This window comes from uncultured Microbulbifer sp. (assembly GCF_913055755.1).
Classification (GTDB): Bacteria; Pseudomonadota; Gammaproteobacteria; order Pseudomonadales; family Cellvibrionaceae; genus Microbulbifer.
This window is the reverse complement of sequence record NZ_CAJXKH010000101.1, coordinates 1-13,215: the sequence shown is the minus strand read 5'-3', so window position 1 is coordinate 13,215 and position 13,215 is coordinate 1. Positions and strand designations below refer to the sequence as shown.

General features: G+C 58.9%; 13 protein-coding genes. 3 read left to right on the top strand and 10 right to left on the bottom strand.

Going from position 1 to position 13,215, the window contains the following annotated elements; all coding sequences use genetic code 11:
• Window positions 1-60 precede the first annotated feature (60 nt).
• A complete protein-coding gene (locus QZ511_RS14390; RefSeq protein WP_295803370.1) occupies window positions 61-1,329 on the top strand; it encodes a 6-phosphofructokinase in 1,269 nt (422 codons plus the stop codon).
• Window positions 1,330-1,425: 96 nt separating this feature from the next.
• On the opposite strand, the gene QZ511_RS14385 is transcribed toward QZ511_RS14390, so the two are convergent.
• Window positions 1,426-2,814 (bottom strand): glutamine synthetase family protein, encoded by a 1,389-nt coding sequence (locus QZ511_RS14385; RefSeq protein ID WP_295803368.1) that lies wholly within the window; start codon window positions 2,812-2,814, stop codon window positions 1,426-1,428.
• Window positions 2,815-3,029: 215 nt separating this feature from the next.
• Between QZ511_RS14385 and QZ511_RS14380 the strand changes: the two genes are divergently transcribed.
• On the top strand, window positions 3,030-4,532 hold the full coding sequence (locus tag QZ511_RS14380) for a M20 family peptidase (protein WP_295803366.1): 1,503 nt from the start codon (window positions 3,030-3,032) through the stop codon (window positions 4,530-4,532).
• 69 nt (window positions 4,533-4,601) lie between these two features.
• Here the strand turns inward: QZ511_RS14380 and QZ511_RS14375 are convergent, their stop codons facing one another.
• The 4 genes from QZ511_RS14375 to QZ511_RS14360 are packed head-to-tail and all read right to left on the bottom strand — an operon-like array spanning window position 4,602 to window position 8,711.
• A complete protein-coding gene (locus QZ511_RS14375) occupies window positions 4,602-6,416 on the bottom strand; it encodes an adenosylcobalamin-dependent ribonucleoside-diphosphate reductase (protein ID WP_295803365.1) in 1,815 nt (604 codons plus the stop codon).
• Between the two features lies 1 nt (window position 6,417).
• Window positions 6,418-7,383, bottom strand: coding sequence for a ribose-phosphate pyrophosphokinase (locus tag QZ511_RS14370; RefSeq protein ID WP_295803364.1), 966 nt, complete (start codon window positions 7,381-7,383; stop codon window positions 6,418-6,420).
• Window positions 7,384-7,386: 3 nt separating this feature from the next.
• The gene (locus QZ511_RS14365) at window positions 7,387-8,058 is read right to left on the bottom strand and encodes an alpha/beta family hydrolase (protein WP_295803361.1); all 672 of its coding nucleotides are present in this window, start codon (window positions 8,056-8,058) and stop codon (window positions 7,387-7,389) included.
• A complete protein-coding gene (locus QZ511_RS14360; protein ID WP_295803360.1) occupies window positions 8,055-8,711 on the bottom strand; it encodes a phosphoribosyltransferase in 657 nt (218 codons plus the stop codon). The genes QZ511_RS14365 and QZ511_RS14360 overlap by 4 nt, the downstream gene beginning before the upstream one ends.
• A gap of 80 nt (window positions 8,712-8,791) precedes the next feature.
• Here QZ511_RS14360 and QZ511_RS14355 point away from each other — a divergent pair, with 80 nt between their 5' ends.
• On the top strand, window positions 8,792-9,823 hold the full coding sequence (locus tag QZ511_RS14355) for a hypothetical protein (RefSeq protein ID WP_295803358.1): 1,032 nt from the start codon (window positions 8,792-8,794) through the stop codon (window positions 9,821-9,823).
• A gap of 47 nt (window positions 9,824-9,870) precedes the next feature.
• On the opposite strand, the gene QZ511_RS14350 is transcribed toward QZ511_RS14355, so the two are convergent.
• From QZ511_RS14350 to QZ511_RS14330, 5 genes are all read right to left on the bottom strand, one after another.
• Window positions 9,871-10,437, bottom strand: coding sequence for a hypothetical protein (locus QZ511_RS14350; protein ID WP_295803356.1), 567 nt, complete (start codon window positions 10,435-10,437; stop codon window positions 9,871-9,873).
• A 19-nt stretch (window positions 10,438-10,456) separates the two neighbouring features.
• Entirely contained in the window at window positions 10,457-10,813 is a 357-nt protein-coding gene (locus tag QZ511_RS14345; protein ID WP_295803354.1) for a Rap1a/Tai family immunity protein, read from the bottom strand.
• 313 nt (window positions 10,814-11,126) lie between these two features.
• Complete coding sequence (locus QZ511_RS14340; RefSeq protein ID WP_295803353.1) at window positions 11,127-11,717, bottom strand: RNA methyltransferase; 591 nt, start codon at window positions 11,715-11,717, stop codon at window positions 11,127-11,129.
• Between the two features lie 109 nt (window positions 11,718-11,826).
• Window positions 11,827-12,162, bottom strand: coding sequence for a hypothetical protein (locus QZ511_RS14335; RefSeq protein WP_295803352.1), 336 nt, complete (start codon window positions 12,160-12,162; stop codon window positions 11,827-11,829).
• 377 nt (window positions 12,163-12,539) lie between these two features.
• Window positions 12,540-13,124: a DJ-1/PfpI family protein gene (locus QZ511_RS14330; RefSeq protein ID WP_295803351.1), complete on the bottom strand. Its 585-nt coding sequence runs from the start codon at window positions 13,122-13,124 to the stop codon at window positions 12,540-12,542.
• Between the last annotated feature and the right edge of the window lie 91 nt (window positions 13,125-13,215).

Here is a 13,215-nt window from a genome sequence, read left to right as displayed (position 1 = left end):
GAAGCCGCCCGCCGAACTCTCGCCCCAGGCGACCTTTAGACGAGAAGCCATAGGATAGACATGTCGAAGAAGAACGCATTTTACGCGCAATCCGGCGGTGTGACCGCCGTCATCAACGCCTCCGCGTGCGGAGTCATCGAGACCGCCCGCCAGCACAGCGACAAGATCGGCAATGTCTACGCCGGCCTCAATGGTATTGTCGGCGCCCTCAAGGAGGAGCTGATCGATGTGGGCCAGGAGTCCACCGACACCATTGCCGCCCTGCGCCACACTCCTTCCGGGGCCTTCGGCTCCTGCCGCTACAAGCTGAAAAGCCTGGAGCAGAACCGCGCGGAATACGAGCGCCTGATCGAAGTATTCAAGGCCCACGATATCGGCTACTTCTTCTATAACGGCGGCGGCGACTCTGCCGATACCTGCCTCAAGATTTCCCAGCTGTCGGAAAAGATGGGCTACCCCATCCAGGCCATCCACATCCCCAAGACCGTGGACAATGACCTGCCGCTCACCGACAACTGCCCGGGCTTTGGGTCCGTGGCCAAGTATGTGGCCGTCTCCACCAAGGAAGCGGCCCTGGATGTGGCCTCCATGTGCGCCACCTCCACCAAGGTATTTATCGTCGAAGTCATGGGCCGTCACGCGGGCTGGATTGCCGCCGCCGGCGCCCTCGCCCAGGAGCAGGAAGGCGACGCCCCGCACATCATCCTGATGCCGGAAGTGGCGTTCGACAAAGAGAAGTTCCTGAACAAAGTACAGCAGACCGTGGACGAAAAAGGCTACTGTGTGATCGTCGCCTCCGAAGGTGCCCAGTACGCCGACGGCACCTTCCTCGCGGACGCCGGCAGCGTCGACGCCTTCGGCCACAAGCAGCTGGGCGGCGTGGCCCCGGCCCTGGCGCAAATGGTCAAAGACGAACTGGGCATGAAGTACCACTGGGCCCTGGCCGACTACCTGCAGCGCGCCGCGCGCCACATCGCCTCCGCCACCGACGTGGAGCAGGCCTACGCGGTGGGCAAGGCCGCAGTGGAAGCCGCGGTCGCCGGCAAGAACGCCATCATGCCCACCATCGAGCGCAACGGCACCACCACTGCCGACTACAGCTGGAACATCGGCGAGGCCCCCCTCAGTGAAGTGGCCAACGTCGAGAAGTTCATGCCGGAAGAATTCATTTCCGAAGATGGCTTCGGCATCACCGCCGCCGGTCGCGCCTATCTCGAGCCGCTGATCCAGGGCGAGGACTACCCGCCGTACAAGAACGGTATTCCGCAGTACGCGCGCCTGAAGAAGGTACTGGTGGAAAAGAAACTGGGTGAGGGCTTCGACGTTTAACGTCTGCCGCCCCGTCCATAAAAAAGCCCCCGCTTGAATAAAGCGGGGGCTTTTTTTATGGAACCGGAAATATGCCGAACGACTAGGCGTTCAACATTAGACATTCAGCAGCAGGTGTTCGCGCTCCCACGGTGAGATCTCGCGGTGGAACAGCCGCATTTCCTCCTGCTTGACCGCCGCATACAAGCTGCAGAAATCCTCCCCCATGGCCCGGTGTACTTCCTCGGCGCCGTCAAAAATACGCAGCGCCGCGTCGAATGTGGTGGGGATATAGAATTCCGACTCCTGCTCCTCGCCCAGCTCAGACTCCGCGGGCGCACCCGGCTCTGTGCGATTGACCATCCCCAGGTAGCCGCACACCAGACTCGCCGCAATCGCCAGGTACGGGTTTGCATCCACGCCGATCACCCGGTTTTCCAGGCGGCGATCCTGGGCGCCGGAATTCGGCACCCGCAACCCGGTGGCGCGGTTGTCGTAGCCCCAGCCGATATTGGTGGGCGCACTGGAGTTGGCCTCGGATTCAAAGCGCCGGTAGGAATTCACATTGGGGGCGATGAATGGCATCACCTCGCGCAGGTATTTCTGGGTGCCGCCGATAAAATACCGGAACAGGTCGGTGGCATTGCCGGCATCATCGGAAAAGATATTTTTACCACTGTCGATATCCACCACACTCTGGTGCACATGCATGGCGCTGCCCGGCTGGTCGCGCATGGGTTTGGCCATAAAGGTGGCAAACATGCCGTTCTTGAGCGCGGCCTCCTTGATAATGCGCTTGAAGTAGAACACCTGGTCCGCCAACAGCAATGGATCGCCGTGGGTGAGATTGAACTCCACCTGCCCTGCCCCGTCTTCCTGGATCACCGAATCAATATGCAGGCCGGCGGCTTCCGCATACTCGTAAATGGTATCGATCACCGGGCCATACTCATCAATCGCGGTCATCGAATAAGATTGCAGGGAAGTACCGGCGCGACCATTACGACCTACCGGCGGCTCGATCGGCTCGTTCGGGTCGATATTCGGTTTGGTCAGATAGAATTCCAGTTCCGGCGCCACTACGGGCTGCCAGCCTTTCTCCCGGTACATGCTGATCACGCGCTTCAGCACATTGCGCGGTGCGCAGGGAATCGGGTTGCCCTTAAGGTCGTTGAGGTCGTGAATAATCTGCAACGCCGGCTGCTTCGCCCAGGGCACCGCCATCGCCGTGGACATGTCGGCGACCAGTGTCATATCGCTTTCCGCCCACTGGTTGTCGATATCCATCTCCACATCCTGACCGGTAATGGTCTGGTAGAAGATGGAAATCGGCAGATAAATTGGCGCGTCGGGAGAAAACTTGCTGAGCGGCATGGCCTTGCCGCGGGACATACCGTTCAGGTCAGGAACAATACATTCCACTTCGTCCAGTCTGCGTCCATCCAGATAGGTCAGGAAGGCGGCGGGCAGCGCCTCCAGCCAGGAACGATTATCGGGCTGACTCATGGGTACTCCAGCGAACTAAATAACGGGCGTCCGAGTGTAGCGGAAATATTGCAGGCAAGCGCCGTGTAATTCGGCCGGGCCGAAACTCCGGACCACACCACCGCATTCAGCTGGGGGAGCCTTTGCTTTATGCTTGGCAGCCGCAACTGCCCGCGGTCTTCGTACTCACGGTAGATCATCACAATAAATATCCAGGGCCGACGAGAGAAAAACCCATGAAAAAACTCGCCATCAGCTTGGGGACAATCGTCCTGCTGCTCGCGGCAATCGTATTGATTCGCACCCTGCTCTATACCGCTCCGTCACTGCCCGAAGTCACCCTGCAGACTGCGAGGATGGATACAGGGGAAATCGACCCACAAAAAGTGGCAAGGCATCTCTCGGAAGCTATTCGCTTCCGCACCATTTCGTCGCAGATACAGGAGGCAGACACCCAGACCCACTACGAGGCATTTATCCGCTGGCTCGCGGAAACCTACCCCGAAGTACACCGGGAACTTGCGCCCCAGCGCCTCGGCAAGGCGCCACTGCCGCCCTACTCTCTGCTGTTCACCTGGAAGGGCCGGCAACCGGCACTGCAACCGGTACTGCTGTCCGCCCACTACGATGTGGTACCGGTCATCCCCGGCACCGAAGAGCAGTGGCAACAACCGCCCTTCAGCGGCCGCATCGACGATAGCCATATCTGGGGCCGCGGCGCGCTGGATGACAAGAGTGCGGTGATCGGGTTGATGGAAGCCGCCACCCTGCTGCTGGCCGAGGGTTTCCAGCCCGAGCGCACCATTTACCTGAGCCTCACCAGCGACGAGGAAGTGGGCGGTGACCACGGCACGGCCGCCGTGGTAGAAAAACTCCAGCAGGACGGCGTGCAGCTCGCCTGGAGCCTGGACGAAGGCTCCTTCCTGTTGCGTGGATTCATTCCCGGGATTGAGGAAACCGTGGCGAGTGTCAACGTGGCGGAAAAAGGTTATATGACCGTGGACCTGGTGGCCCATGGCCGCGGTGGCCACTCCTCCATGCCGCCACAGGAAACGGCGGTGGATATCCTCGCACACGCGCTGGTAAAGCTCGATGAATCCCCTTTCCCCGGCGGCCTCGATGGTGCCGGCGGTCAAATGTTCGACGCCATAGCCCCGCACATGCCATTCGGCAAAAAAATGCTGTTCGCCAACCGCTGGCTGTTTGGCGGCCTGATCGAATCCGCGCTGAAGGCCCAACCCAGTACCGCCGCCATGCTGCACACCACGGTTGCGCCGACCATGCTCTCCGCCAGTGTGAAAGACAATGTGCTACCCATTCAGGCGGTAGCCACCATCAACCTGCGGGTGCACCCGCGCGACAGCATCGAAAAAATCGAACAGTACATCGAAGCGGTCGTCGACGATGAGCGCGTCGATGTCGTTGTCCACAGGGGGCAGGCGGCATCGCGGGTCTCCAGTGCCGAGGCGCAAGGGTTCCGCGATATTGTCCAGAGTGCCACGGCGACCTACGGCTCGCTGGTGGTAGCACCCGGACTCACTGTAGCCGGCACCGACAGCCGTCGCTATGAAACCGTGGCCGACAACAGCTACCGCTTTAATCCGATGGTGGTTACCCGGGAGGATGTGCACGGTTTCCACGGCACCAACGAACGCATCAGTATCGACAACATGGTGAAGGCGACCAATTTTTACAGCCTGTTGATCAGCCGGGCCGGCAAGGGCGAAATACACAACTAGCGCTCAACATAAAAATTGCAGGACAAAACAGGCAAAAAAGCCCCGACAATGGAAAGGTGCCGGGCCGGGCTACTCGCCCTCGCGCTCGATACCACAACAGTGGCGCACTGCAGGCTCGTCGGCACTGGAAAGGATGGCCTCGGTGACGGCGTTGGGGCGAAAGGTGGTGCAACCCTTGAGACCGAGGTTGAACGCCTCGCGATAGAGGGATTCGAAATCTGCAAACGGGTAGTCCGCGGGCACGTTCACGGTTTTGGAAATGGCATTGTCCACACAGGGCTGCAGCGCCGCCTCCATGCGCAGGTGCGCCCGCGGCGACAGCTGGCGCGCGGACACAAACGCCCGCGGCAACCGCTCGGGATCGCCACCGCGCTCGCACCAGAGCTTCCACACCGGATCGACAATCTCGAATTCGCGATAGTCCCCCTGCTCGCTCAACACCCGCCGCCGGTGATGGAAATCGAACACCGGCTCTACCCCGCTGGATACCCCGTTCGCCAGCAGGCTGATGGTCCCGGTGGGCGCGATGGCGATCAGGTGGCTGTTGCGAATGCCCTTGTTGGCAATGCCCTTGCGCAGCTTTTCCGGCAGCGCACACACATCCGCCCCCGCAAGGTATTTTTTTCGCTCAAAAAATGGGAAGGGCCCCTTTTCCGCTGCCAGGTCGATGGAAGTGCGGTAGGCGCTGTCGCGCACACTCGCCATCACCCGCGCGGCGAGTGCCCGTGCCGCATCGCTATCGTAGTGCAGCCCCAGTGCAATCAGCGCATCCGCCAGGCCGGTGATCCCAATACCGATCCGACGGCTGCCGCGGGCCTGCTTTTTCTGCAACGGCAGCGGGTAATGGGACAGGTCGATCACGTTGTCCAGCATCCGTACCCCCACCGCCGCGCACTCTTCGATGCCGAACCAGTCCAGGTCTGCGCGCTCGGTAAACGGCGCGATCACAAAACGCATCAGGTTCACCGAGCCGAGATTACAGGCACCGTAGGGCGGCAGCGGAATTTCTCCGCAGGGGTTTGTAGCGCTGATCTGCTCGCGATAGTAGAGGTTGTTGTGGTCATTGATGCGATCGATGAACAGCACCCCCGGCTCCGCGCAGTCGTAGGTGGCGCGCATGATTTTCTGCCACAGATCGCGGGCGCGGATGCGCCTGATAACCCGGCAGGGCAGCGGCTTGCTCTCACCGCTCCAGGTGCGCAACAACTGCTCGGCGCTATCCCCCTCGAGCATCTGCTCGGGAAATACCAGCGGCCACTCGCGGTCTTGATCCACTGCGGCCATAAAATCGTCGCTGACCAGCACCGACAGGTTGAAATGCCGCAACTCGCGGGGATCGCGCTTGGCATCCACAAAGCGCTCGATATCCGGGTGATCACAGCGCAAGGTGGCCATCATGGCACCGCGCCGGCTGCCGGTGGACAGCAACGTGGCGCAGGTCGCGTCCCAGATACGCATAAAGGAAACGGGGCCGGAGGCGATGGTACCGGTGTGGTGCGCGCGGCTGCCGGCGGGGCGCAGGGTGGAAAAATCGCAGCCGATACCGCCGCCCTGCTGCATGGTCAGCGCCGATTCCTTGAGGCGCTCGAAAATGGCCTCCATGGAATCCTCAACGGTGCCCATCACAAAGCAATTGAACAGGGTGACGCGATGCTCCGTGCCGGCGCCGGCGAGAATGCGCCCGCCGGGCAAAAAGCGGAAGTCCTCCAGGTTGCGGAAAAAACGCAGGGCCCAGTGCCCGCGCTGGGTATCGACCCGCGCCAGGGCCCGCGCCAGGCGCCGCCAGCTGTCCTCCAGGGTGGAGTCGCGAACCTGGTCGCCGTTGCGGTAGCGATATTTGGTCTCCCAGATAAAGCGGGAAATTTCCGCCTCGAAGTAGTCCACTTCACACGCTCAGTTGCGTTGCCGGGCCGCCGCTGTGCAGCCGCTGGATCGCCTCCGCCAGCAGCGGCGCACAATCGATCACCTGCAATTGTGCGCCGGCCTGCTGCGGCAGCGAGTTGGTGACAGCCAGTGCCTCCAGCGGCAACTCTGCGAGGTCCGCAAGGGCGCTGCCGCAGAACTGGCCGTGGCTGGCCAGGGCAAAGATGCGGCTGGCACCGCCCCGCTGTATCGCCTCGGTCGCGCGGGTGATGGTGCCGCCACCCGCGATCAGGTCGTCGACGATCACCACACTGGCACCGGCCACATCGCCCACCAGCACGCCGCCGGACAACTCGCCGCCGCTGCGGTATTTCTCCACAAAGGCGCGCCCCACCTCGCAGTGCAGGCGTTCGCCCAGAGCCTGCCGCAGGGCCTCCGCGCGCTTGACCCCGCCCACGTCCGGCGACGCCACCACCAGCGGATTGCCATCCCCCTGCAGGCGCTCGGCAACGAAGTCCACAAACAGCGGCTGCGCCGGCAGGTGCAGGGTGCGGATGCGGAAGGCGTTCTCGAATGCGGCGAGGTTGTGCACGTCCAGGGTCACCACCGCGTCGGTGCCCAGCGACTCGAACAGCGACGCCAGATAACGACTGGAGAGCGGGTCGTGCAGCTTGGTGCGGCGGTCCTTGCGCCCGTAGCAGAGGTAGGGAATCACCGCGCTGACGCGGGCGGCCCCGGCGTCCTTGAGCGCGCCGACGAAGAACAGCAGCCGGATCAGCTTGTCGTCGACGCTGCTGCCGTTACAGGAATACAGGGACTGCACCAGGTAGACATCCGCGTCCTCCACCTCATCCAGCGGGCGCAGCTTGTGCTCGCCGTCGACGAAATCACGCTCCTCGTGGGCACCCAATGGCACGCCGAGGGCAGCGGCAACGCGGTCAGCGAAGTCGGCGCCGGCATCGAGACTGAACAGCTTCAGGGGGCGCATCGGCTAGTCATCCCGCAGTGTCTGCTGAAACCAGTCGATCGCGAGTGTCACCACCGACTCCAGGGTCCCCGGCTCCTCGAACAGGTGTGTGGCGCCGGGCACAATCTGCAACTGCGGATCGCAGCGCATGCGCGCCGCGGCTGCGCGATTGAGTTCGATCACCTGAAAATCCTCGCCGCCCACGATCAACAGGGTCGCGGCCTCGACCTGTGGCAGCGCGTCCCCCGCCAGGTCCGGGCGGCCGCCCCGGGACACCACGGCGGCAACCTGCTCCGGGCGCCGGGCCGCGGCAATCAGTGCCGCCGCTGCGCCGGTGCTGGAGCCAAACAGGCCAAGATGCTGTTGCCGCGTATCCGGCTGCTGTTTCACCCAGTCCACCGCCTCTACCAGCCGCCGCGCCAGCAGCTCGATATCAAAGCGGTATTCCCGCGTGAACTCGTCGACCCGGTGCTCGTCGGCAGTGAGCAGGTCAAACAGCAGGGTGCCGATACCAGCGTCGTTCAGTGATCGCGCCACCATGTTGTTGCGCGGGCTAAAGCGGCTGCTGCCGCTGCCGTGGGCAAACAGTACCAGCGATTGGCTGCCGGACGGCAGCGCCAGGAAGCCTTCCAGCGGTCCGGCGCCGGTATCGATCAATACCTCCCGCGGCGCAACCGCCGCCCCCGCGCTATTCACGACGCCTCCCCGCGCAAATCGTCCGCCTCCCCCATCAGTGCCAGTACCTGCTCATCACTGAGCTGGGAAAAATCCCGGTACCAGGCGCCGATGGCCCAGAAGGACATGGGTCGCAGCGGGCACTCGAAGCGGTCCGCCAGTTTGGCAAAGCGTTCGATGGTCGACGGCGGTGCCACCGGCACCGCTATTACCAGTTCCGTCGGCCGCTCCGCACGCACCGCGCGCGCCGCCACTTCCATGGTGGCACCGGTGGCGATACCGTCATCCACCAGGATGACGCAGCGGTTCTCCAGCTTCGGCCAGGGCCGGTCGCCGCGGTAGCGGCGGGCGCGGCGTTCGAGCTCTGCCTGCTCGGCGCGGGTCTCGCGCTCCAGGTCGGCCTCGGAAATACCGCAATTCAGGATGACCTCTTCGTTCAGGACCCGCCCGCCGCTGGTAATGGCACCCATCGCCAGTTCCTCGTGTCCGGGCACCCCCAGCTTGCGCACCAGCACCAGATCCAGCGGCGCGTGCAGTCGGCGCGCCACCTCAAGGCCCACGGGCACACCGCCGCGGGGCAACGCGAGCACAATCACGTCTTTGCGGTCGCGATAGTCATCGAGGGATTCCGCGAGACAGCGCCCCGCCTCTATCCGGTTTTCGAAAGGCTGCATAACAATCCCGCCCCAGTAGAAGCAGACGAAGGGGTAATACAACTAGACTAGCAAACAGACCCCGGCAGCCGATTCAGACCATGCCCCCTGGAGATACCGAGCTTCCCGACCTGGAGGAAAAGACCCGCTTCCTGCTCGCCCCGGACAGCTACCCGGAGGCGACCACCGCAGTGCGCCTGCAGGAAACCCATATGGCGCGGGTGTTCCTCACCGACCAATTTGTCTACAAGATGAAAAAGCCGGTGCGTTTCAGTTTTCTGGATTTCAGCAGCCTGGACAGGCGCTACGGGGTCTGTTGCGAGGAACTGCGCCTGAACCGGCGACTTACCGATGATATTTACCTGAACGTGGTACCTCTGCGCCTTGCGGCAGCGGGAGAGCTGTCACTGGGCGAGGTGGGCACACCGGTGGAATGGCTGGTGAAGATGCGCCGGCTGCAGCAGGAAGACTGCCTGACGCAGCAGATAGAGCGCGTTACCGCGGAATCGCTGATGCCACTGCTGCAGCGTTTACAGGGTTTCTACCGCGCCGCAGTGCCGCTGCCGATAACCGGGGCGCAGTATCGCGCGCGAATGCGTCAGCGGATAGATTCGGTGCGGGCGGGTTTGCGCACACCGGCGCTGGGGCTGGATGCCGCCGAGATTGACGGACTCGCCGCCAGCCTGGATGACTTCACCCGCACCCGCAGCCGCTTGATTGACAAGCGCATCGCCCGCAGCCCGATCATCGAGGGCCATGGTGACCTGCGCCCGGAACACTGCTTTCTCACCTCGCCACCCCAGATAATCGATTGTCTCGAATTCAACCGCGACCTGCGCTGCGTGGACCCGCTGGACGAGCTCTGTTATCTGGCGCTGGAATGCGAGCTGCTGGGGCGCACGGACCTGGGCGCGACCATTGTGGACAGCTATTCCGATGACGGTGCGCCCGATCCCGCGCTGGTACATTTCTATCAATGCTACCGCGCGCTATTGCGCGCCCAGCTGGCCGCGGCCCACCTGTTGGACGCTGAGGTGCCCAACCCGGACAAGTGGTATCGCAAGACCCGGATCTACCTGGATGCCGCCGGGCGCCACCGCGACCGCCTGTCAGACACACAAACAAATAACTAGTGGTCGCCGGAAGGTTTGATCTACCCCCCCTCCCAAAGCATCCGCCGCTAGATCGCTTCCCCACTTCGGGAGCTGATGTATCCACTTTTCTCCAGAAAGCGCACCAGCTTTGCATCGCCCTCTTTCACAAAACGGGGATCCGGATCGAAGTCACTCTCCTGGTTTTCCAAATTCCTGGTGAGCAGGTGACCGACACCGGGATAAACATGCAATTCACAACCCCCGCGTTCAGCTTCGATCTTTTCACAAAACTTTTTCGCCCCGGTGAGAGGGGTAAGCGTATCAAGCTCCCCCTGCACGATGGATACCGGCGGCATACTCCCGTTCCCCGTGGCGACAGGTGAGTTTTCTACAGCAACGGACAACATTCCCGAATCTGCGAACATTTTCGCCGACCTGAAAGTCCACGCAGCCTTTCCCCACTTCCAGCCTCCACCATGCACCGTAATAACGGCGCTACCGGAGCGGTTGCCACCACCGGGCTCAAACACATAAATTTTAAACGCCTGATCGTCGACGGTATTAATTTCGTATTCATGTGGCGCCGGTGCCTCTTCGCTAACGACCGACTCGGAAAACAGAAACACGAGCGAAGCAAAGATGATTTTTCTCAAAATACAATTCCATTAAAATTTATCTATTAGAAATATCGCCGCACGGGAAGTTCACTATATTTGCCATGGCAAGCACTTGGTGCCTGGGAAAATGGAGTTTGTCCTTATTGTTTAGCATCCACTTAACGGTGACTTCCGCCACTTGTGTCAGTGAAACATCTTTAGGAATGCAGAACATGCGCCTCCCCTTATGCTTTAAAGGCGAAAGTGAATCAGCACCACCAAATCCAGACAAATAAGATATACAGCTCGCCGCCCGAATTCTCCCATCTTCATCTAGCTCCACCCCATTTTTTCCATCCACAACTTTTTGGCAACTCTCGAATAAGTCAACCCCATCCTTCGCCTGAACTGATGCCGAAAAAAAATAGCGCAAATTATTACCAGACTTTTCAATAGAGACTCCCTCCTTAAACCGCACAATACCGCAAGCAGCGGCAACATACCTTGGGCACCTTTTGTACAAAAACAGGATCGAAGCGAGCTGCGCAAGAGTCGCACAACGTAAAACGTCGGCTGCAGCACCTTGCCAGTTGTTTCTTGCTAGTTACCTCTTGCTAGTTGCTTCACGATCTAGGATTTTCCGTAACTAGACGCCCTGCAGATTTTTACGCATTTTTTTGCGCAATAATGGGATCGCAGCGCCCGTAGAAAGTGTACCCAGGGATAGCCGTCTCCTGATTCGCTTGCTAGGCTCCGCGTCTTGCTCGCTTGTACTTTTCCTGGTATGCGCGACGCTGCTTGGTAACTTCATATAAAACAATTCCTGAAGTAGTTCCAAGATTCAGACTTTCTATCATTCCAAACATTGGAATGGACACGCAAAAATCACTATTTTCAACCGCAAGATCACTGATGCCTATTGATTCACTACCAAACCATACGGCCAGTTTTGGCTGGGTATAGTCTGCCTCATGCAGTATATAGTTATTCTTTCCCTTAACATGCGGAGAGGTGACGATAGACGTAAAATTGTTAGCCTCCAAATGAGCCAGGCAATCCTCTGTGCTATCAAATCGCTTTACGAAGCTCCACTTAATTGCAGAAACAGACGACTTTGAAATTGATTTTCTTTCTCTCATTTCCTGCCAATCTTCAGGCAGCGAATTACGGGGATCAACAATATATGTTTTTTCAACACCTAACGCGTTGACGTTTCTAATAACGGTGCCAATATTCCTCATATCCTTTGGGCATTCGAGCACTGCTATCAAATTTTTACAACGATAAGGCTTGATTTCATCCGCTCTTTTTCGAGCTTCACTTTTTTCGACATCCATAATCTAATAAAACCTCCGGTAACTTAATCTCGCCCAACGTTGCCATAACCGGCAACCTGAGCACGGAGCTGGCCGTCCGGCACCACACGGCGCGAAGCTCATCGCGTCGTTAGTGTTGCTCTCCCAGAACCTTCACTAACTGTGCCGAGCCCACGATATACTGAGCTTCTTTAATCTCCCACTTTAAACCAGGCCTCAACTCCGACCTCAATTTTTGGTCTGCCCAGAAATTGATTTCCACCTCTGCAGAGCTACCTGGATAAAAATAATCCAACTCATCGGGAAAGAAAACCGCGCCCATATAGGATTCATTGCCTGTTGACCATGAAAAGTGATGGCCAGGCCTATAATTTCCCTTGCCACATGGAATTGGCTGGTTTGCTCGATAGTTTTCTTTATAAAACTCAAAAATTGCTTTAACTCGGATTATTTTCTCTTCCATCATCGCTCAATCCTTGATCGACACAAACGCCCGCGGAGGGCCGAACGACCGTAGCAAACTGCCCGACCTTGTATGGCCGGTGTACTGCGCGCGAAATTCACAGCCCTTTTTGGTGCAGCCACCACTGACAGCTCCCCAGCTTTTTACTTATTTTTATATAAGTACAGCTATGGCTTTACCTACTGAAATCCCTGCAGCGAAAAGGAAGATTCCAGCAGCGATTACACCTAATACAATTAACGCATTTTTTTCGTGATCCTCAGCCGTAGACCACCAATTTTTCAATGATCCCTTCACAACTTCTCCTTTTTAAGTAAATGGTCACATGCCAGAACGCTGAGCGAAGCGGCGGCTGAAAGCCGTCCGCCTTACGCGGTTGGTTATGTGTCTTGTGTCCACGCGAACTCCATCTGATGCGCAGTTTTCGCAGCCAATTCCTCGCTGTGCAAACGACTGACCAAATGTAAGCTCATATCTATGCCCGCAGATATGCCGCCAGAACTCACAATATTACCCGCATCGACCCAACGCACACCTTCAACCACGTGAAACCGGCTGAATCTTTTCCGGAGATCTGGGATATCTTCCCAATGAGTTGTGACTTTGCAGGACAAAGACGGGCTAGCTTGCGCTAGCAAGAAAATACCAGTGCAAACGGTAGCGATGAGTTTCACGCAGTGAGATTGTTCCTTGATCCAATCGGTGACCACTTTATTTTCCATTTCGGAAGTATGCACCCCGCCAGAAATTATCAGCACATCCAGCGCCGGATGATCCTCGATAGAGTAATCGGGAAGGACTTTATAACCGGCTCGTGCCGACACCGCAGCGCTATGTTCGGCAATCAAAAATGTCCTAAAGGTTTGGTTCCCATCAGACAAACGCGAAGCGGTGGAGAACACCTCAAACGGCCCAGAAAAATCGAGAACTTCAGCCTCGGGGTAAATAAAAATTCCAATGTTCAATCAACACCCTCACATACATAACGCCGCCAGCAGGGGCAGCTTACCTTGTGCGCGTTTTGCGCAAAAATGGGAGCGTAGCGACCTGCGCAAA